The organism is Roseivirga sp. AWQ4_251, assembly GCF_056158225.1.
The window spans coordinates 2,628,210-2,648,077 of the sequence record NZ_JBSWSW010000001.1; the positions used below are offsets into that span (position 1 = coordinate 2,628,210).

The 19,868-nt window shown below is 39.3% G+C and carries 17 protein-coding genes; 11 read left to right on the forward strand and 6 right to left on the reverse strand.

The window, feature by feature from the left end:
- Positions 1-170: 170 nt before the first annotated feature.
- Both ACXACJ_RS11410 and ACXACJ_RS11415 read right to left on the reverse strand, forming a co-directional pair.
- The gene (locus ACXACJ_RS11410; protein WP_475134496.1) at positions 171-1,910 is read right to left on the reverse strand and encodes a M14 family metallopeptidase; all 1,740 of its coding nucleotides are present in this window, start codon (positions 1,908-1,910) and stop codon (positions 171-173) included.
- Between the two features lie 8 nt (positions 1,911-1,918).
- The gene (locus ACXACJ_RS11415; RefSeq protein WP_475134497.1) at positions 1,919-3,541 is read right to left on the reverse strand and encodes a M14 family metallopeptidase; all 1,623 of its coding nucleotides are present in this window, start codon (positions 3,539-3,541) and stop codon (positions 1,919-1,921) included.
- Positions 3,542-3,750: 209 nt separating this feature from the next.
- On the opposite strand from ACXACJ_RS11415, the gene ACXACJ_RS11420 reads away from it, so the two are divergent.
- The gene (locus tag ACXACJ_RS11420; RefSeq protein ID WP_475134498.1) at positions 3,751-5,244 is read left to right on the forward strand and encodes a hypothetical protein; all 1,494 of its coding nucleotides are present in this window, start codon (positions 3,751-3,753) and stop codon (positions 5,242-5,244) included.
- A 1-nt stretch (position 5,245) separates the two neighbouring features.
- Here the strand turns inward: ACXACJ_RS11420 and ACXACJ_RS11425 are convergent, their stop codons facing one another.
- Positions 5,246-6,244, reverse strand: coding sequence for a quinone oxidoreductase family protein (locus ACXACJ_RS11425; RefSeq protein WP_475134499.1), 999 nt, complete (start codon positions 6,242-6,244; stop codon positions 5,246-5,248).
- Positions 6,245-6,367: 123 nt separating this feature from the next.
- Here ACXACJ_RS11425 and ACXACJ_RS11430 point away from each other — a divergent pair, with 123 nt between their 5' ends.
- Complete coding sequence (locus tag ACXACJ_RS11430) at positions 6,368-7,024, forward strand: FRG domain-containing protein (protein ID WP_475134500.1); 657 nt, start codon at positions 6,368-6,370, stop codon at positions 7,022-7,024.
- A gap of 18 nt (positions 7,025-7,042) precedes the next feature.
- On the opposite strand, the gene dnaB is transcribed toward ACXACJ_RS11430, so the two are convergent.
- A complete protein-coding gene (gene dnaB / locus ACXACJ_RS11435; protein ID WP_475134501.1) occupies positions 7,043-8,614 on the reverse strand; it encodes a replicative DNA helicase in 1,572 nt (523 codons plus the stop codon).
- Between the two features lie 182 nt (positions 8,615-8,796).
- On the opposite strand from dnaB, the gene ACXACJ_RS11440 reads away from it, so the two are divergent.
- Together ACXACJ_RS11440 and ACXACJ_RS11445 are read left to right on the forward strand one after the other, a co-directional pair.
- A complete protein-coding gene (locus tag ACXACJ_RS11440) occupies positions 8,797-10,167 on the forward strand; it encodes a UDP-N-acetylmuramate--L-alanine ligase (protein ID WP_475134502.1) in 1,371 nt (456 codons plus the stop codon).
- A 19-nt stretch (positions 10,168-10,186) separates the two neighbouring features.
- Positions 10,187-10,993, forward strand: a complete 807-nt coding sequence (locus ACXACJ_RS11445; protein WP_475134503.1) for an exonuclease domain-containing protein — start codon at positions 10,187-10,189, stop codon at positions 10,991-10,993.
- Positions 10,994-11,073: 80 nt separating this feature from the next.
- Here the strand turns inward: ACXACJ_RS11445 and ACXACJ_RS11450 are convergent, their stop codons facing one another.
- Positions 11,074-11,412: a winged helix-turn-helix transcriptional regulator gene (locus tag ACXACJ_RS11450; RefSeq protein ID WP_475134504.1), complete on the reverse strand. Its 339-nt coding sequence runs from the start codon at positions 11,410-11,412 to the stop codon at positions 11,074-11,076.
- A gap of 112 nt (positions 11,413-11,524) precedes the next feature.
- On the opposite strand from ACXACJ_RS11450, the gene ACXACJ_RS11455 reads away from it, so the two are divergent.
- Positions 11,525-11,905, forward strand: coding sequence for a DoxX family protein (locus ACXACJ_RS11455; protein WP_475134505.1), 381 nt, complete (start codon positions 11,525-11,527; stop codon positions 11,903-11,905).
- A 51-nt stretch (positions 11,906-11,956) separates the two neighbouring features.
- Complete coding sequence (locus ACXACJ_RS11460; protein WP_475134506.1) at positions 11,957-12,667, forward strand: endonuclease/exonuclease/phosphatase family protein; 711 nt, start codon at positions 11,957-11,959, stop codon at positions 12,665-12,667.
- 55 nt (positions 12,668-12,722) lie between these two features.
- On the opposite strand, the gene ACXACJ_RS11465 is transcribed toward ACXACJ_RS11460, so the two are convergent.
- Positions 12,723-13,571 carry a M48 family metallopeptidase gene (locus ACXACJ_RS11465; protein WP_475134507.1) on the reverse strand — a complete coding sequence of 283 codons (849 nt, stop codon included), beginning with the start codon at positions 13,569-13,571 and terminating at the stop codon, positions 12,723-12,725.
- A gap of 496 nt (positions 13,572-14,067) precedes the next feature.
- Between ACXACJ_RS11465 and ACXACJ_RS11470 the strand changes: the two genes are divergently transcribed.
- From ACXACJ_RS11470 to ACXACJ_RS11490, 5 genes are all read left to right on the forward strand, one after another.
- A complete protein-coding gene (locus ACXACJ_RS11470) occupies positions 14,068-15,930 on the forward strand; it encodes a T9SS type A sorting domain-containing protein (protein ID WP_475134508.1) in 1,863 nt (620 codons plus the stop codon).
- Between the two features lie 113 nt (positions 15,931-16,043).
- Positions 16,044-16,652 (forward strand): fumarylacetoacetate hydrolase family protein, encoded by a 609-nt coding sequence (locus tag ACXACJ_RS11475; RefSeq protein ID WP_475134509.1) that lies wholly within the window; start codon positions 16,044-16,046, stop codon positions 16,650-16,652.
- Positions 16,636-18,534, forward strand: coding sequence for a M23 family metallopeptidase (locus tag ACXACJ_RS11480; protein WP_475134510.1), 1,899 nt, complete (start codon positions 16,636-16,638; stop codon positions 18,532-18,534). Before ACXACJ_RS11475 ends, ACXACJ_RS11480 begins: the two co-directional genes overlap by 17 nt.
- Positions 18,535-18,536: 2 nt before the next feature.
- A complete protein-coding gene (gene bcp / locus ACXACJ_RS11485; protein ID WP_475134511.1) occupies positions 18,537-18,986 on the forward strand; it encodes a thioredoxin-dependent thiol peroxidase in 450 nt (149 codons plus the stop codon).
- 25 nt (positions 18,987-19,011) lie between these two features.
- Entirely contained in the window at positions 19,012-19,860 is an 849-nt protein-coding gene (locus tag ACXACJ_RS11490; RefSeq protein ID WP_475134512.1) for a transketolase, read from the forward strand.
- Positions 19,861-19,868 lie beyond the last annotated feature (8 nt).

The window sequence follows — 19,868 nt, forward strand, 5'->3', positions numbered from 1 at the left end:
TTTATACAATTTATTTTTTTCACACAGTTAAATATCTTTTGTTTTTTGCTTCAAAAAGTAACATTCGAAATTCAATTTATTAAATATAAAAATCCATTCCCAGAACATTGAAAAGGCCGAACTCACGTTCGGCCTTTTTAAATTTTACCAAAATGTATATCTACAGTGGATTAATTTTTCACTACACCACCTTTAGCACTATCTACTGTAATCTGTGGTTTTCCTTTTCCACTTACAATCCATCGAACACGAATGGTGCTCTCACCAGGGATATTGCTCAATACAATTTTAGAAGGATCTACTTTCTGTTCCGTTGTTACTCCTCTATCATTATCATTAACAATCATGGCCGCCTGAACATCAACCCCAGAGATGGTAACGTAATCTGGTCTTTCAATTTTGAATTTCAAATCTTGAGAAGCATGAGTTGGCATTAATCTGTCGTTCTTGATTACCGCAGTGATTTCTCTCAATCCTCCACCCAAATCTTTCTCACTAACTTCTTCAATGCTCAATTTTGGCATCTGGTAAGCATGGTACAGCGTAAAAGCCATATTTCTATGACATTCTTCTTCTAACAAGAAACCAGGTGTTGGACGCCCGAAATTCTTTTTAAAACCTCCAATTTCAATTTCACCGTATGTTGGGTGATTGTAAGTTTCCCATTGAGCAAAGGCATCTCCCATCAACAATTCACGGTCAAAATCATATTGCTCGTCTTGACCACCTCTTTCTTTTTTATAATAAGCAAAGCTGTTGAAAATCTCGTTCGAGAAAGTATAGATACCGCGGCTTCCATAAAACCAATCCAATTCACCGCCAAATACTGAGTACAAATCTTTGTAAACAGTTAAGTAACGATAACCCGGAATAATCTTCTGTCCCTTTTCTCCAATTGCATCGTAGATTCTAACATCCGCTCTGTTATAAGTAGCCACATCTTCTTCAGCTCCAGGGCCTCTCAAAATCATTCCTCCGGAGTTATGATAACTTTGGCCACCAGCAATATTTGGATGAGCCAAAACAAAATCAGCAATTGCTCTGTTTTCTGGCGCACTGAATGGGTATTTTAAAGCACCTCTCTGAATATAATCTGGCCGCCATTTCCAAGCCCAATCTCTGTTTGGATCGTAGTAACCCGGAACATCCTCGTTTACTCTTCCATCTCCATCATTATCGATCCCTTCTTGCCCCAAAAGCTCATACCTTTGAGCAGACGTCACATCATCTGTTTCTAAACGAATCATTCTGCGAGGGTCTTTTGGATCGATGATATACTCTCCATAAGGACTTTTTCTCCTCATCATGGTAATGGAACCATCTCCATTCAAATCATCGTAGCCATCTTCATCGAAAGCTCCATCCTGATCATCGTCCAAAGACATCATTCCCGAACGAGGCGAACTGCCCGTGTTCGGTTCCTTCATGTAATTGTTTCTGGCATCAGGGTTAATTGTTGGAACGATATAGAAAATCCTATCATCGAGAAGTTCAGTGATAAAATCGATGTCGCCATAGTTCTCAGTCAAATACCAAGCTGTATAAATCGAAATTTCACCACCTTGAATTTCATTCGAGTGAATGTTTCCGTCAACATAAAAACCTGGTTTTCTATTTGGATCACCATTTTTGAAATTGGTGATCTGCAACATCCACATGTCGCGACCTTCGAAGGACTTTCCTAGAGAAACCCTCTTCACTAAATTCGGGTAAGCGTCTGCTATTTTTTTACCTAAAGCGGCAAGCCCTTCTGCAGTATAATATCTATTGAAAGAAATCTGAACCTTTGGATCGTGAGGAGAACCCGCTGCACGGAAAACCTCATCGGCATTTTGTGCAAAACTGGCAACAGGTAGAGATAAACCTACCATGATCAAACCAGCCAATACGTTGGATATATATCTTTTCATCGGTTTGCTTATTTAAGGTTTACACTAATTTGATCGGTACCTGCGTGAGGTGCACCGGCTTCAATCTGAACCGAACCCTTTCCTTTAATCAACCAAGTCAGTTGAATAGATTCATCACCATCGATGCTGTTGAAAAGCTCAACTTTTCTTCCAGAAAGGATTTCTTGATCTTTACCTAGCTTAAGCTCAACTTTTAATCTTCTAAGCCATCGAGATCTTTGGCCCATTTGAGAGTGAGTTGGCAAAATTCCATCATTGTACAAATCAACAGTGATCCTTGTAAGACCTTTACCAACTGCTTCGGTTTTAAGGTTAACCAATTTTAGATTGGCCTGCTTAGCCGCCATATCTACAATAAAATCCGTATGCTTATCGGCTAAATCTCCAATGGCAGACAATGGCGGATTCATCATTTTATATGGAGCAACCCCACCCACTTCAACTTTCTGATTTGGGAAATCTGGATGTTTAACTTCTTTCCATTCGGCAACATAATTATTCAAGCCTTCTTGTTGTGCCCAGCGCAAAAAGTTCACTTCTGCATTTTTATCCTTATTAGGCGCCATTGTTGAATCACCTTTAACAGTTGGCACCCACCAACCTGGAGTTCCCAAACTCAAACGACCGAAATGAAAATACGCCCACTGCAAAAAGTCTCCTCCTTGCTCGCCAGAAGCTGGAGCATTTTTTAGTCCAACCACTTTATTGTAGGCATCAGAAGCTAGCTTGTTCAAGTCAGCATCTTTATTCAGAATACTGGTTACAACCCTTTTACTCGCTCCAGCTCTATTATACCTCCAAGGGCTGGAAAGATTGTTACCCGGACCAAACGTAAAGATTCCATATAAATTCCACTTTGTGTAAAGCAAATCTAAAAGTGCTCTGTTCTCCAATTCAGAAACAGCATGCTCTCCAGCGCCTGGCTCAAAATAAGGATATTCAAAAGTCATGTTCTTACGGAATTGGATTCCGCCTTCACCATCTTCATTGAACTCACCGTCTTTGTCATTGTCAGTTCCTTCAGTAAAGATTTTGTATTTTCCTTTTTCACCATTCGCTTTGTCAGCTTTAATCATTACTCGCGGATCAGCAGGATGAACAACCCAATCTCCGGTAGGATCTTCAACCCTCATCAAAGTAATCATGCCATCACCATTCAAATCTTCAAACGGATCTTCATTCAACTTACCATCACGGTCGTCATCAGTTTGTTTTGCATTGCCTCTTCTCTCGTATTTAACAGAAGAAAAATAAGCCTCAGTTGCATCGGGGCTCATGTTTGGGAATACGTAAAAAGTAGTGTTTTCCAAAGCTACGGCATGGTTAGCCAAAACACCTTCAGCAAAGCGAACTGCCATTTCAACACCGAGCAAATGAGCTCCATCAACACCTCCCACAATAGCCATAGCAGGCTTTGAATCTACATCGCCTTTACCGAGTGTGAGCATCCAGATGTCTTTTCCACCAAGCGTTTTGGTAATCAACTCCAACTTTGCATCTGGCGAAGAGTTTGCCAGGCGTTTGAGCCTTTGCGCCAGCTGACTGGCATTGTTATAATCCTGGGCCTTTACAGCTAAAGCGCTAAAAAATAAGAGCGCCAAAACCACCCAGCTACTAAATCTGTGATTCATAGGCTAGTTAATTTGTTTATTCTAGCCATGATTTTAATAAAATATACGCGGTTAAAAGCCCACTATTCAGTAAGTCTGTAAAAAGCTCTGTTGAGTGGTATTTGATCGTTTTAGGTGGGACGCTCCCTCTACCTAAAACCTATAAACTAAATTTCCATTTAGATTTCACATTAATCAAGATATATTCAAACCAAAATAATAATTCTTGAATGAAGACTATTTTCAGATTCTCCTTTCTCTGGTATTTACTTCAAGCTTCATTGCCTTTAAGTTCTCAAACCAAATTGACTGAATTAAACGCCAGTGAATTGAGTGGTATGCAATACGTTTTTGGGATATCGAGTACAGAAGACAACATACTATTGAGCTTTGGAAAGAATGAAAAGAGAAACTTTGAATACTTTTCTCCTAATGGAACGCTATTAAGAAACTATCAAATAACTGCGTTAGAAAATAGAGAAGAAGGGCCGTATGCCCCAAACGGCATAACCAATGAAGGTCCTCTGGGGTATTTGGAAAACGAAAATAGCTTTTTGTTTTTCTTTCCATCAATAAAAAAGAACAAAGGGATTGACATTTACTCGCTCGGGAAAAATGAACAGCACGAATCAATAAACTATTTTGAATTCCCCATGAAGAATGCAAGAATTGTAATGGCGATCAACCAAAAGAAGTCCATTTCATTTGTATTACTTGACAAAAAAAAGAGGGGCTTAAACTTGCTGACTTTTGATTTTAACGGAAAGTCAAAACTTCAACCATTAAACCTTTCTGAGCCCTCCATTTATAAACTATTCAAAAATCAAGACCATAATGATTTCAGAATAATTGACCAATCCAAATCTATATTTCTCAATAAGTCTACTTCAAAAACACAAAACATCTTTCCGCAAGGCGAATCTGAGTTTCTAATCTCTTTCGACCCTAAAGGGAAAAGATCAGAGGGAGAGATAAGCGTAGTCGCTTTAAATACTGAACAGTCAACCGCTTCTGTAAAACATTTTTTCAATACCGAAAGCCATGTTCCGCGGCAAATCAACTCATTTATTTACGGAAAGCACCTTTTCAGGCTGATGAACCAAAGTGACATGTTCATTTTCGACATCATTGAATTGGCTTCTCAAAGAACTGTAAGAAGCTACAGATACATGCTCACCGATGAAAATTTTGATTTTGCAAAAAGCAGTGTTGTTGAATCTGGCGGCTATACCGCCTTCGATTTAGTTCAAATACCTGAAAACATACATGGCACTAAAGATATTCTCAAAAATATGGATAAAGGAAATATCGTGCTCACAGTAATCCCATACGAGAAAGACAATGGCCTAATGATTAAAGTAGCTTCATTTTATGCTAACACTTTGACAAGAGCAAACCCAACCTACAGCTTATCAACATCCTCGATGAACAGCACCAGCGGAGCACCTTCCTTTTTCACAAACTGGACAAAAACAACCATTCACAACCAATACTTCCCCAACACACGTTTTAAATCAATTTTGAAACTAGATTCTTTTGAACTCCTAGATAAGAAACTGCATAACGTTGACACAGAGTACACTATAGATCAATTTCTTCAAAGGAATACTGAAGCACTGAGGTTCATCACGGGCTTCGATTATTCTACAAAGAAATACGCCCTCCTGCTTGAAGATGTCAAAACAAAGAAACTTTCGATTTACACTTTCCCAAAGCTCTTCTAATCTACTGAAAACTCACGATCAACTTGCCAAAGGTTTTGGAGCCTTTGATTCTGTTGAATGCGTCTTTTATTTCATCAAAAGGGCGAACCGAATCTATAATGGGGATTATTTTATGTTCTTCAACAAAGCGAATCATAGCTTCAAACTCCTGGTCGTTGCCCATGGTTGAACCTTGAAGGGTTATTTGATTCCAGAACATTCGGAACATATCTAATTTCTGAGGCATTCCGTTGGTTGCTCCATAAAAAACAATTTTACCTGAAGGCTTTACCATCTTTATAAAATCGTTGATCTGATCACCTCCTGCAGAATCTATAACCAAATCGAAACCACCAGAAGCTAACAGAGCTTTCTTTTGCCAGCCTTCTTCTTTATAATTGAAGCCATCCGAAGCCCCCATATTTAAGCAAGTATTGAGTTTTTCGGCACTTCCTGAACTGACAAAAACCTTGGCTTTAGCCGCAACAGCAAACTGAAAAGCAAACTGGGCCACCCCTCCCCCTACTCCTGAAATCAATACCGTTTTACCTCTTTTAAGTTGCCCTTGGGTAAACAAAGCTCGATAAGCCGTTAGTCCGGCAAGAGGTATAGCCGCTGCTTCTTTAAAATTGAGATGCTTAGGCTTGTCCAAAATCTTATTCGCTTCTACAACTACAAATTCAGCAAAAGTACCGTTAACCGGCATTCCCAAAATAGAATAAGCTTTAGACTGAACTTTTGGATTATCCCCCCAATTGATATTCGGGTTGATGACTACCTCCTTTCCTATCAAATCCTGAGAAACACCTTCGCCTACTTCTTGCACAATACCAGCTCCATCGGAACCCAGAATGGTATTGAACTGAATGTTTGGATATTTACCCTCACACATCCATTGATCTCTACGATTCAGAGCGGCAGCTTTAACTTTAACCAAAACTTCTCTCGCTTTAGGCTTAGGTACCTCAACTTCTTTAAAAGTGATTTTCTCAGAAGAATCAGTTAAAATCAGTGCATTCATCTAAAGTAATTTAGTTTTTTAATGAAATTTTAAACTTATATCTTGACCTTATAGCTAAGAAAAACCCATATAGATTACATGGACAAGGTGGACAAATATAAGATCAAAGACATTAACGAATTAATGGATTTCTATAAAACCTATAGAAACACCAGTAATTACAAATTTCGAGGACAATCAAATTACTCATGGGATCTTATACCAAAAGCAGGAAGAGAAACATACGAACAAAGAAATGACAAAGAACTTTTTCGCCAATGGAAAAGAAGGGCTAAAAATTACCTTGATAAGGAAAATTATAACGATTTAGAACTTTTAACAATAGCACAACATCACGGACTCCCAACAAGGCTATTAGATTGGTCGTACAACCCGCTAATCGCTACTTTCTTTGCATGCATAGACAACCCCAAAATTGACGGAATAATTTATGCCTGCAATCCGGAAAGACTAAGCATTCCGGAAAACCTCTCAGACCCATTCAACACACAGGAAGAAAGCATAATTTTCATTCAACCCGAAGGTTCATCCAATAGAATTATGAGCCAATTTGGCTATTTTTCCCTTCATAACCCTCCAAAATTACCCATTAAAGATTCTTCATCCGCAATAAGGCAACTAGACAAAATCATAATTCCAGCAGAATTAAAAAAAGATATAATCTTTATGCTCCATCAATTCGGGATTAGCAACCTAACCATATACCCTGATTTAGAAGGACTCACTAAGCACTTGTGCTGGTTTTACGAAAATTATGAGTACTGGCAGAACAAGACATAACCCCTCCTCTCTTTAAATTTAAAATGGAGGCTCCTCATTACCAGTCGGTAAAGCAGGTGGTTCAGAGCTATCATTGGCCTTGCTTTGGAAAGTCATGGCTCCACCAGATTCAAAACTAGAAGCGCCTGAAGCAGGGAAAGAACTTCCATAGCCTCCACCTCCAAAGCCACCAGCATCGAGGTCGGCAAACTTGGTATACTTACCAATAAATTTCAGCGGTACATTCTCCAAAGAACCATTTCTGTGCTTGGCAATAATTACCTCACCCACACCTTGAGTAGGCATACCGTTTTCGTCTTGAGTAATGCCATAATATTCTGGTCTGTAAAGGAACATTACCATATCGGCATCTTGCTCAATAGAACCAGATTCCCTCAAATCCGAAAGTTGAGGACGCTTGTCTCCACCTCTAGTTTCTACAGCACGGCTCAACTGGGAAAGCGCGATTACAGGAATATTAAGCTCTTTCGCAATCATTTTTAACGAACGGGAAATCTGAGCAATTTCCTGTTCACGGTTTCCTGAACCTCCACCACTTTTTGCCGAATCGCCTGACATCAACTGGAGGTAATCAATTACCACCAGCTGAATATCATGCTGTTGCTTCAACCTCCTACATTTTGCCCTCAATTCTAGAATTGAAAGCGCAGGAGTATCGTCTATAAAAATGGGGGCTTTTGTTAAACTCGCGGTTTTATGAACAAGCTGTGCCCATTCGTGCTCAGCTAAATTTCCTTTCTTAATTTTTTCACCTTCAAGTTCAGCTTCTCCAGAAATCAAACGATTCACCAACTGAACTGAAGACATCTCCAAAGAGAAAATCGCCACAGCATGACCATGATCGATGGCTGCATTTCTTAAAGCAGAAACCACAAAAGCAGTTTTACCCATCGCAGGTCTGGCAGCAATAATTACCAAATCCGAGCGCTGCCAACCAGAAGTAACTCTATCTAAAGCGGTAAAGCCTGAAGGAATTCCAGTAAGTCCATCTGTATGATCTTTTCTGGCCTGAATTTCTTCAAGCGCAGTCGTCATAATGTCCTTCATTTTCTGATATTCCTTACGGATATTGTTCTCAGAAACCTCGAACAGTGCTTGCTCCATTCTGTCCAAAAGCTGAAAAACATCAGTAGTATCTTCGAAAGCATCGCGCTGAATTTCAGAACAAATTCTGATCATTTCACGCTTTATCGATTGCTCTACAATGATTCTGGAATGGTACTCAATATTAGCGGCTGAACTTACTCTATTGGTGAGTTGAGTTATATAATATGGGCCACCAATCATTTCGATCTTACCTTCTTTTCGAAGCTGACTGGTTACGGTAAGAATATCGATAGGCTCAGAATCTTGAAACAGATCGTAAATAGCCTTATAAATAACCTGATGTGCCTCTTTGTAGAAAGAGGTAGGCCTTAAAATATCAATCACATTGGTAAGGGCATCCTTCTCGAGCATTAGCGCTCCCAACACCGCCTCTTCCAAATCAACAGCCTGGGGAGGTAATTTTCCCAGTTGGCTTAAATCATTTCCTAGATTATTTCTAGACTTATAACCCAACTTTAATGCTGTAGACTTTCCTTTTTCCATTTTTCAAACCTAGGGCTAAATATCCTACTCAACAACGTTTCTTTTGAGTACTTTCCCACAAGTTTTAACGAAGTTTTCCACCGTTTTATCTACACTGTTATGAACCAAGTGGATACGATTATTGGCCATTATTTGCTGAACGTCCATTTTGTCTTAATTTTGAACACCTAACCTATTTATATATGACTGAAAATTCTCAGCGCATCCATTTCATCGCCCTTGGCGGAAGCATTATGCACAGCTTGGCGATTAACTTACAGAAGTCTGGCCATCAGATCAGCGGATCAGATGATCACTTTTTCGAACCTTCAAAATCGAAATTGAAAAACGCGGGCTTGTTGCCTGAATCTGAAGGTTGGGATGCCAACAGGATAGACGAAAACATAGATATCGTAGTGCTGGGCATGCATGCAAAAGCCGACAATCCAGAGTTATTAAAAGCGAATGAATTGGGCTTGAAAGTTTTATCCTTTCCAGAATTTATTTACGAAGCGTCAAAAAACAAACAACGCATTGTGATCGCAGGAAGCCACGGAAAAACTACCATTACTGCCATTGTAATGCATGTTTTGAAAGACCTTGGTAAGGATTTTGACTACATGGTAGGCGCTCAAATTCAAGGTTTTGAAGACCAAGTAAGAATAAGCGATGCTCCAATTATTATTATTGAAGGAGATGAATACACCACTTCTCCAACTGATTTAAGACCTAAGTTTTTACACTACCACCATCATATAGCCACAATTACGGGCATTTCTTGGGATCATTTTAATGTTTACCCAACCTTAGAAGATTATGTAAGTCAGTTCGAGCAATTGGCCGATGCTTCACCAAAAGCAAGTACACTTATTTTCTGTGAAGAAGACAACTTGGCTTCAATGATCATTTCTGAAAAAGAAAGAGCCGATGTAGCCAACATTCCATACAAAGCTCATGATCATGTGGTGAGAGACGGAATTACTTACTTAAAGCTTCCTGATGGAGAAATTAAAGTAGACGTTTTCGGCTACCACAACATGCAAAATATCAGTGGTGCCCACGCTGTTTTGAAGCGAATTGGCGTTACTGATGATCAATTCTACAAAGCTATCGTAACCTTTAAGGGTGCTCAAAAACGAATGGAAATTGTAGGCAAAAATGATTCGTGCATCATCTATTCTGATTTTGCTCATGCGCCTTCAAAATTAATGGCAACCACTAACGCAATTAAAAATCAGTTCCCGAACCGCTTTTTAGTGGCATGTTTAGAACTTCACACCTTCAGCAGTTTGAATAAAGATTTTATTGAACAATACCAAAATACGTTCAATAATGCCGATGAAGCCATTATTTACATCAACCCTGAAGCTGTTGAAAAGAAAGGATTGGAGTCGCTCACCGAACAAGATTTAAGGTCAGCGTTCAACCGAAAAGACATCATCCTTTATAATGATAGCGCTGAATTAAAAGACCATTTGATCAATCATAGCTGGAACAACAAAAACCTGCTTTTGATGAGTTCTGGTAACTTTGGCGGACTTAGTTTAGACGAATTGAAAAACAGCATTTTATAAATAGCGCAAAGAAAACCCCATGACCTTAAACCTTAAAAACCCACTGGCTTTTTTCGATTTAGAAACCACTGGTATCAATATTTCTCAAGATAGAATTGTAGAACTAGCGATTCTGATGGTAAAGCCTAATGGAGAGGTTATTAGACAACATCATTTGGTAAATCCTACCATTCCTATTCCCGAAGAATCGGCTATGATTCACGGCATTAGAGATGAAGATGTTAAGGATAAACCAACCTTTAAATCGATTGCCAAGAACTTAGCTAAGTTTTTAGAAGGTGCAGATTTGGCAGGGTTCAACATTGTGCGATTTGATGTCCCTCTTTTGGTGGAAGAATTTTTGCGTGCTGGAGTAGATTTTGAAGTGAGTCAACGTAAGCTGATCGATGCTCAGAAAATCTTCTTCATGATGGAAAAAAGAACACTTTCAGCGGCCTATCAATTTTACTGCAACAAAGAATTAGTGGGTGCACATGGTGCTATGGCCGATACTGAAGCCACTTACGAAGTTCTTAAAGCTCAAATTGAAAAATACCAAGGGCAAGAAGTAGAAGACATGTCGGGCAATGTTGTCGCCAAAATTGAAAACGATATGGCTGCAATTCACGAGCTTGTAGCGTCCAATATGGTCGATTTAGCTGGCCGATTTGTACTGAACGATAAAGGCGTAGAAGTTTTCAACTTTGGTAAGCACAAAGGGAAGCCTGTTAAAGACGTATTAGATAAAGAAAGAGGCTATTACGATTGGATGATGCAGGGTGATTTCCCGCTAGACACAAAGCGTAAATTGACGCAAATCAAATTGAAAGGATTTCAATTGGGTTAAACTCCCAATCAGAAAATAAAAATCAAAGGAAGCTCAAATTGGGTTTCCTTTTTTCATGTCCACGATTAAGAAATCATATGCTATTTACCCATAATCTGATCACGGTGAAGCAAGCCCCAAAAGTGAAGTTCATCTAAAACCTTTTCTAACGACATGCCATGCTCCGTAATTGAATACTGAACTTTGGGAGGAAACGTATCGAACACTTCCCTTTTCACAAGCTGATTCATTTCTAAACTCTTCAATTCTTTAGACAGAGTTTTATCCGTAATGCCGCTCACTTCCCTGCTAATTTCTTTAAAACGTTTCGGGCCAGCCGATAACGAAAAAAGGATAAGCAATTTCCATTTTCCTTCTAATGCTTCAAGGGCATTGCGTATGGAAAGCATTGTTTTAGGGCAACCACCGTTTGATAACATAGCTATGAATTTTAAGCTTACTATCCTCATGGAAAGCACTTTCTATGAGGATAGTAATATCATTTGTATAGCAAATATAGATAAGCTTGCATTGTAATCATCAAGCAATTCTATGACTCAAGCAAAATCAAAATCAGTGCTCTTCCTGAAAATCAGCCTTTGGTTGGTTCAATCATTTCTTGCCCTAACTTTTATATCTGGTGCCATCATGAAACTATTTCTTCCGGAAAAGCTTCCTTGGATCTGGATCAAAGAAAACCCAAACTTGGCAACCACTTCTGCCATCTTTGATTTGTTAGCTGGGCTGGGAATCATTCTACCCAGCTTGCTTCAAACTAAACCCAAATTAACTGTTTATGCAGCTTATGGAGCAATCCTACTAATGACATCTGCTTCCGTGTTTCATGTTTTGAGAGGAGAAGGAAACGAGATAGGATTTAACATGCTTATCTTAATTTTAGCTGCATTTGTAGCCTGGGGAAGAAAAGTTTAAAACTCAATACCCTAAATTACCTCATTAAATCAGTGTTATACATTTGTTGCTTTGAAGATCGTAAGTTGGAATTGTAATGGAGCCTTAAGAAGGAAATTCGAATATATTTCGAAACATCAAGCTGACCTTTACATTATTCAAGAATGCGAAAACCCACAAGAAAGTAACCACCTTGACTACCAATCGTGGGCCAAAAACTATATCTGGATAGGCGATAGTAAACACAAAGGCTTAGCTGTATTCGCTAGGCCAGAGATTCAGTTAAGGAAATTATCTTGGCCTAACACCTATGAAGATCAGCTTGTTAAACATTTCCTACCTTGTAATATCAATGAAGATTTTAACCTACTGGCGATTTGGACGCATTACAATAACTCCCCCAGTTTTGGATACATTGGTCAATTGTGGAAATATCTTCAATTAAATAAGAGCCAGCTAAAAAAAAGCATTCTCGTTGGGGATTTCAACAGCAACTCTATTTGGGACAAAAAACACAGGACATGGAATCATTCAAATGTAGTGGATGAACTAAAGGAAATTCAAATCGAAAGCCTTTATCATCTACTTCATAATGAAAATCATGGTCAAGAACTGACTCCAAGTTTTTACCTCCAAAGAAAGCTTGATAAGCCGTACCACATAGACTACATTTTTGGCTCAAGATTCTTCTATGAACGACTTGAAAATATAGAAATCGGCAAACCCGAAGAATGGCTTCAGCATAGTGATCATATGCCCATCCATTGTGGATTGACCTATTAAAGAAATAAACAGAAATGGTATGAAACAAAAAACGGGTCTTTCGACCCGTTCTGTTTTATTTCATTGTGCTTTTCTCGTAGTATTCTATGGCTTTTGGCAACTCTGCATTCAAACGTTCTATCCTAGTTTCATGGCTAGGGTGAGTTGAAAGAAATTCTGGAGGAGCAGAACCTCCTGCATCAGCCGACATTCTTTCCCAAAATTTAGGGGCTTCTCTAGGATCATAACCAGCCATCGCCATGAAAATTAATCCCAATTCGTCTGCCTCAAACTCGTGAGTTCTAGAGAACTTCAGTAGTGTTAAATCAGAACCTAGACCTACGGCCTGAAAAACCAATCGTTGACCTAAAGTTGGGTCTTGCCCTAAAGCCACCGCGCCAATCGTTAAGCCAATTTGTTTAGCGTAAGTTTGATTAATTCTTTCTTGCCCATGTTTTGCCACGGCATGAGCAACTTCATGGCCCATAACTACAGCAATACCGCTATCATCTTTACAAATCGGCAAAATGCCTGTATAAAAAGCCACTTTTCCGCCAGGCATACACCATGCATTTTGGGTTGTGTCATTATCAATTAGATTGAATTCCCAATTGAAGCCGTCAAGTAAATCTGGATAACCGTTGTTATTCATATACTGCTCAACAGCCTTTTGTATTCTACTTCCAACTCTTCTAATTGTGGCCACTTGCTGGGCGTTACTTGAAAGCTTAACTGAATCTAAAACATCCTGATAAGCATCGGCACTCATGGCAATAACTTCTTCGGTACTTACAACACCTGTAAGTTGCTTTCTGCCCGTAATAGGCACTGTAGTACAACTGTACAAGACCAGCGCAACAATGGCCACCAGCCCTAAATTTCTATACAAAGACCTCGTAAAAAGGCTTCCTTTATTTGGTTTCATAGTTTTATCAAGCGTGAATTTTGTGTTAGAGTTTCAGATGTTTAAATCCGCTTTAAAATTAATGGAAAGCAGAACTTAAAACCTCAAACCGAACATGATTTGGTAAATTATTTAAGTATATAACTCAGCTTTTGGCTTTAGGTTATTTTTCCGTTAACTGAGTTTACATACCACTACTTTTCGATCATTTCATTCAAATCACATTTCAACACCTTCAAACCTACTTTTATGGTCTTCAACCCAAAACAAAAATCATTAGATTAACATAACGTATTTTAAAATATCAAAAAACAACATTATTAATTACACTACTGAATATCAGAAGCTTACAATAAAAACATATCAAGACTGATTCTATTGAAGAGATCATTTTTTGATATAACTTCGAATTGGCATTCACTGTCAACTCAACCTTAAACTGACCAAATAATTCTCGTGTTTATTTCAGAAATCCTGAAAAACTGTTGCCTTAACCAATAGAATTAAAGCGTTAGAAATGATCCGTCAATCGCACATGATTTTGCGAAAATGTCTGTTACTGCTATCAGTTTATTTGTTAGCATATGCTCCCTTTGCTTCTGCCCAAGAAGGCCCAGGAGGAGTTGGACATACGGGTGGGAGTTCTATTCTTGATCATTGGCTAGATGCAAGCGATTTGGATGGAGATGGTGTAATTGAAGGTCTTTTAGAATCGGGATTGAGCGGAACCAGCGTTACCAACTGGAGAGATAAAAGTGGTAAAGACTTTCACATGGTGCCCTTTTCTACAGGAAATCCTACTTATGTTTTAGCTGGAAGCAACGGTTATCCTCACGTTCTGTTCGATGGAACTTCGGCCTCAGCCTTAACGAATGGTAGTAAATCACATAGCCACACTTCAACAGTTTTCGCAGTAAGTATTTACCCGACCGTAAACAATGAGAATATTTACAGAGGCGGGAGCAACAACCACAATCTATTCAGAGATGGCAGTGGAAACTTGGCTATTAGACATGGTAATGCGAACATCACCGACAATACGGCCACTGCTGGTAATACAGTTTTAACCAGAGCCTATTTCCATGGCAATGGCACAGACGAATTTCAAGTAAACATGAACACAACCAGAACCGGCCAGGCTGGCAACAACACAGCCAATGAGTTCAATCTGGGTTTGGGTTCTTCAACCACCCACCTTACTGGGTACATTACGGAGGTGATCACTTACAGCGTAAAAACCAATTTGGCTCAAGACATCATCATCTTCAATTACTTAGCGGCCAAATATGGAATCAGTTTGGTTACCAGCGATGTTTATGATGAGGACAACGTAGCGAATGGCCATTTCGACCACGATGTGGCGGGTATCGGCAGAGTAAATTCTTCTAACATTCAAAGTGACTCTAGAGGCACAGGCATCGTTCGGGTTTTAAATGCCACTGATTTAGGTGACAACGAATTTTTCATGTGGGGAAACGATGGAGGTGAAGAAAAAGCGACCGTTACTGATGACGTTCCTTCAGGGGTTCAGGCTCGCTTCGAAAGGGTTTGGCGAGTTAGTGAATCCAATGTATCAGGAACTTCAGTAGACGTGGGCAGTATCGATATGCGCTTCGATTTAAGTGCTTTCACTTCAGTTGTAGCTTCTGATTTGAGATTGTTGGTAGACACAGATAACGATGGCTTATTTTCAGACGAAACCCCAATTTCGGGAGCAACTTCTTTAGGTAGCGGCATTTATCAATTCTCTGGTGTTTCTGCCATAGAAGACAATGACCGATTTACCCTTGCCACTGCTAACACAAGCAACACTCCCCTTCCCATTGAACTCATTGCGTTCAATGTAATTCCTTTTGAGAATTATGTAGAAATCAATTGGAAAACGGCCTCAGAAACAGATAACAGCCATTTCACTATTGAAAGAAGTTTAGACGGCATAAACTTTTTACCTCTGGAAATAATAGCTGGAGCAGGCAATAGCACAGACCATTTAAATTATTCTCATGTTGATAAGGCTCCTTACAACGGAACCTCTTACTACAGGTTAAGACAAACGGATTTCAACGGTCATTATGAACATTCCGAAGTGGTTAAGGTCTTCTTTCAGAATTTAAAACCTTCAGAATTCTATCTTCATACCAACCCTATTCAATCGGGTGAAAATGTTAAGATTAAACATAAAAACACCTCTGCTGGAGATCAAGTTTGGCTAGTAATTTTCAACAATCAGGGTCAGGTTATCACTTCAAAAAGCACGTTCATTAAAGGAGAAGATCACCATCTTGAACTGTCTACATTGGGTTTGCATTCCGGTATGTACATCATTAAAGTCATTGATCAATTCGGTTTAGCGGAAACGCTTAAATTGATGATTCAATAGCCGTTTAACACAATTCATAAACATGCGGGCCTGTCCTGTTGCCTAATCTTTGCAGAATCTTAATTTTGCAAGAGTTGAACCATTCAACGGAAGGAAATCTTAAACTAACCTCAATGAAAATCATTGCTATTGGCCGAAACTATGCCGATCATATTGCGGAATTGAACAATGAAAGACCAACTGAACCGGTAATTTTCATCAAGCCCGACTCTGCTATTCTTAGAAACAACGATCCTTTTTATCATCCAGACTTCTCCAACAATATCCATTTTGAAGTTGAAGTGCTTTTAAGAATCCACAGAGAAGGCAAAAACATTGAGCAGAAGTTTGCCCACAAGTATTACGATCAAGTTGGCGTTGGAATTGATTTTACCGCGCGAGACATCCAACAAAAGTGCAAGGAAAAGGGTTTACCTTGGGAAATCGCCAAAGGTTTTAACGGCTCCGCTCCTATTTCAAACTTTGTTGACAAAGATAAGTTCGACCTCTCTAACCTGAACTTTAGCCTTCAACAAAACGGAGAAACGAAACAACAAGGCAACACTAAAATGATGCTTTTCAGCTTTGATGAAATCATAGCTCATGTTTCTAAATATTTTATGTTAAAAAAGGGCGATATCATATTTACTGGCACCCCTGCTGGCGTTGGTAAAATAAATATTGGAGATACTTTGACCGCCTTTCTAGAAAATGAAAAAATGTTGGATGTTGAGATTAAATAAACTCAGCTTAATACTCTTAATTTTTACCTGTTCGCCAGTTTTTGCTCAATACGATCAAATTGAAGACGGGTATTACCTTTTCCCAATTCAGCCAGAAAGAACTAATTATTTGGCCGGAAACATGGGTGAGCTACGGGCCTCACACTTTCATGCGGGTTTAGACATTAAAACCAATGGAGTTGAGGGTTTGGAAGTTCATGCCGCTGCAGATGGTTATGTAAGCCGAATCGCGGTTTCTACGGGTGGCTATGGAAATGCCATTTATGTTGCTCACCCGAATGGAACCACTACCGTTTACGCTCACCTTCAACGCTTTAATGACGACATTGCGAAATACGTTTTGGAAAATCAGTACAAACAGAAATCGTTCATCGTCAACCTTTTTCCTGAACGCGGGCAGTTCAAACTTAAGCAAGGAGAAACCTTGGGCCTTTCTGGCAATTCAGGTTCTTCCACAGGCCCACATTTGCATTTCGAAATCAGAAATGTAAACCAACAAGTACTCGATCCATTACGGTTTGGCTTCACTCAGGTGAAAGATAAAATCGCTCCAATTGCGGAAAGAATTGCGATTAAAACCATGGACATTGATTCTAGGGTAAATGGAGAGTTTGGCCGTTTCGAGTTCACTCTTGAAAAAAGAGGCAACGAATATGTTATCCCTGATACGATTGAAGCTTCTGGAAAAATTGGCTTTGAGATTTGGGCTCATGATAAATTGGATGGAGCAGCCAACAGAAATGGAATTCCTGAAATTGACGTTTACCAAAACCGTACGCTCCTATTTCATCAGCGTATCGATACCGTGAGTTTTGCACTCCAAAAAAACATTAAAGTACACACGAACTATCAGGCAGAACAAGAAACCAGAAGGCGCTACAATAAGCTTTACATTGATGATGGAAACAGCCTCAACTTCTACCAAAAAGTAACAGACAATGGTTTCTTCTATCCAAGAAAGGATTCAGTTTACCTTTTTCAAATAATTCTGACCGATGCCTACGACAACCAAAGAAGAATTACTTTCAATGTAAAAGGTAAGGAAGAGAAAGCCGAAACGGCTAGAAAAATCAGCAAAAACTTCCATTCTTATCTTTTGGACAACACGCTTCAAATTAGCGGCAAAAGAGATTCTAGCTTGAATAAAATCACAGTGTATTCTATGGAAGGCTCTAAAGTTCTGGAACCTGCCTATCACAATAATGAAGAAAACATTTACTTGATAGACCTGAAAAAAGGCATTCCTCAAAAAGTTGATTTTGGAAATAATCAAGAAGCATTAGGCTTCACGGACATGATTCCTTCCAATAAGGATCACGCTTTTTTGGGTGAAACCTATGCCGTCACTTTCAGTAAAAATTCACTTTTCGACACTCTGTACTTAAGCTCAAAACATTATTTGGATGAAGCCAAGCAACGTGATGTAATTGAACTTGGCCCAGAATCGACACCAATGCAAGGTATTGCCGAAGTAGAATTCACACCATTAGCAACTTATGACGACATTGAAAAATATCAGGTTTATTCAATAGATAACCCATCTCGACCTGGTTTTGTAGGAGGCGAATTCACTCAAGGAAAAATTCGATTTGCGACTTCTTCTTTAGGCAAATTCACGCTATTGAAAGACAATGAAACCCCAAGTGCAAAGTTGGTAAAACAAGCCAATAACGTTGTCTATTTCACCATTACCGATGGATTTTCGGGAATTAAATCCTACGAAGCAAAGCTCAATGGAGAATGGCTTTTAATGCATTATGATCCGAAAAAGAGTTTAATCTGGTCGGAAAAACTGGACAAAAGTAAACCTCTTTCCGGAGATTTCGAGCTCACCGTTACCGACAATGCAGGCAATACAAAAACGCTAAACTTAAAACTTTAACCATGGAATTAAAACCAGGAGATAAAGCACCTGACTTCAAGGGAATTGATCAAAACAGCAATACCATTCAGCTTTCTGACTTTAAAGGCAAAAAATTGGTTCTTTACTTTTATCCTAAAGACAATACGCCTGGCTGTACGGCTCAGGCCTGTAACCTTAGAGATAATTACGATGCGCTTTTAAAAGCGGGATATGCTGTGGTTGGTATTAGTCCTGATTCTACTAAGAAGCATCAAAATTTTATTAATAAATTTGAACTGCCCTTTCCATTGATTGCTGACACTGATCTTACCATTCATAATCAGTTTGGCACATGGGCAGAAAAGAATACCTTTGGCAAAACCTATATGGGTACGGTCCGAACAACTTTTGTGATAGACGAAAACGGTGTGATTGAAGAAGTGATTTCTAAAGTGAAAACCAAAGACCACACCGCCCAAATATTGAAATAATTATTAACCCAATCCCTCATACAGCGTGAATAAACCAAGTATAGAAGAACTCGAGAAAATTGCTTCTCAAGTAAGACGCGACATTGTTCGCATGGTGCATGCAGTTAACTCAGGACACCCAGGAGGATCTCTCGGCTGTACTGACTTTCTCACAGCCTTATACTTTCATATCATGGACATTAAGAAACCATTCGATATGGACGGTAAAGATGAAGACATTTTCTTCCTTTCAAACGGCCACATTAGCCCAGTTTTTTACAGTGTTTTGGCCCGAAGCGGTTACTTCGATGTAGCCGAACTCGCTACTTTTAGAAAAATTGATTCTCGTTTGCAAGGTCACCCAGCTACGGAAGAAGGTCTCCCAGGAATTAGAATTGCTTCTGGCTCTTTAGGCCAAGGACTTTCTGTGGCGTGTGGAGCAGCTCAAGCAAAAAAATTGAATGGCGATAACCATAAGATTTATGTGCTTATGGGCGATGGCGAATTGAATGAGGGACAGATTTGGGAAGCTGCAATGTACGCTCCTCATCATAAAATCGATAACCTTATTGCCACTGTAGACTACAACGGTCAGCAAATTGACGGCCCTACTGCCAAGGTCATGGACACAGAAGACTTGAAAGCGAAATGGCAAGCCTTTGGTTGGGAAGTGATTGAAAGCGAAGGCAACGATATGAAAAGCATAGTGAATGCTTTGAAACTTGCTAATTCCCTTTCTGGCAAAGGAAAACCCGTTATGAATTTGATGAAAACTGAGATGGGTGCTGGTGTTGATTTCATGATGGGATCGCACAAATGGCACGGAGTAGCTCCAAACGATGAGCAACTAGCGGATGCCCTTTCTCAATTAGAAGAAACCCTTGGAGACTATTAAGCGAGAAG

Coding starts and splice junctions, on each gene's coding strand:
- ACXACJ_RS11430 (WP_475134500.1), top strand. CDS start 6,368: ATGGATTTCTATAAAACCTATAGAAACACCAGTAATTACAAATTTCGA.
- dnaB (WP_475134501.1), bottom strand. CDS start 8,614: ATGGAAAAAGGAAAGTCTACAGCATTAAAGTTGGGTTATAAGTCTAGA.
- ACXACJ_RS11450 (WP_475134504.1), bottom strand. CDS start 11,412: ATGTTATCAAACGGTGGTTGCCCTAAAACAATGCTTTCCATACGCAAT.
- bcp (WP_475134511.1), top strand. CDS start 18,537: ATGGAATTAAAACCAGGAGATAAAGCACCTGACTTCAAGGGAATTGAT.
- ACXACJ_RS11475 (WP_475134509.1), top strand. CDS start 16,044: ATGAAAATCATTGCTATTGGCCGAAACTATGCCGATCATATTGCGGAA.
- ACXACJ_RS11455 (WP_475134505.1), top strand. CDS start 11,525: ATGACTCAAGCAAAATCAAAATCAGTGCTCTTCCTGAAAATCAGCCTT.
- ACXACJ_RS11440 (WP_475134502.1), top strand. CDS start 8,797: ATGACTGAAAATTCTCAGCGCATCCATTTCATCGCCCTTGGCGGAAGC.
- ACXACJ_RS11480 (WP_475134510.1), top strand. CDS start 16,636: ATGTTGAGATTAAATAAACTCAGCTTAATACTCTTAATTTTTACCTGT.
- ACXACJ_RS11415 (WP_475134497.1), bottom strand. CDS start 3,541: ATGAATCACAGATTTAGTAGCTGGGTGGTTTTGGCGCTCTTATTTTTT.
- ACXACJ_RS11410 (WP_475134496.1), bottom strand. CDS start 1,910: ATGAAAAGATATATATCCAACGTATTGGCTGGTTTGATCATGGTAGGT.
- ACXACJ_RS11465 (WP_475134507.1), bottom strand. CDS start 13,571: ATGAAACCAAATAAAGGAAGCCTTTTTACGAGGTCTTTGTATAGAAAT.
- ACXACJ_RS11420 (WP_475134498.1), top strand. CDS start 3,751: ATGAAGACTATTTTCAGATTCTCCTTTCTCTGGTATTTACTTCAAGCT.
- ACXACJ_RS11425 (WP_475134499.1), bottom strand. CDS start 6,244: ATGAATGCACTGATTTTAACTGATTCTTCTGAGAAAATCACTTTTAAA.
- ACXACJ_RS11445 (WP_475134503.1), top strand. CDS start 10,187: ATGACCTTAAACCTTAAAAACCCACTGGCTTTTTTCGATTTAGAAACC.
- ACXACJ_RS11470 (WP_475134508.1), top strand. CDS start 14,068: ATGATCCGTCAATCGCACATGATTTTGCGAAAATGTCTGTTACTGCTA.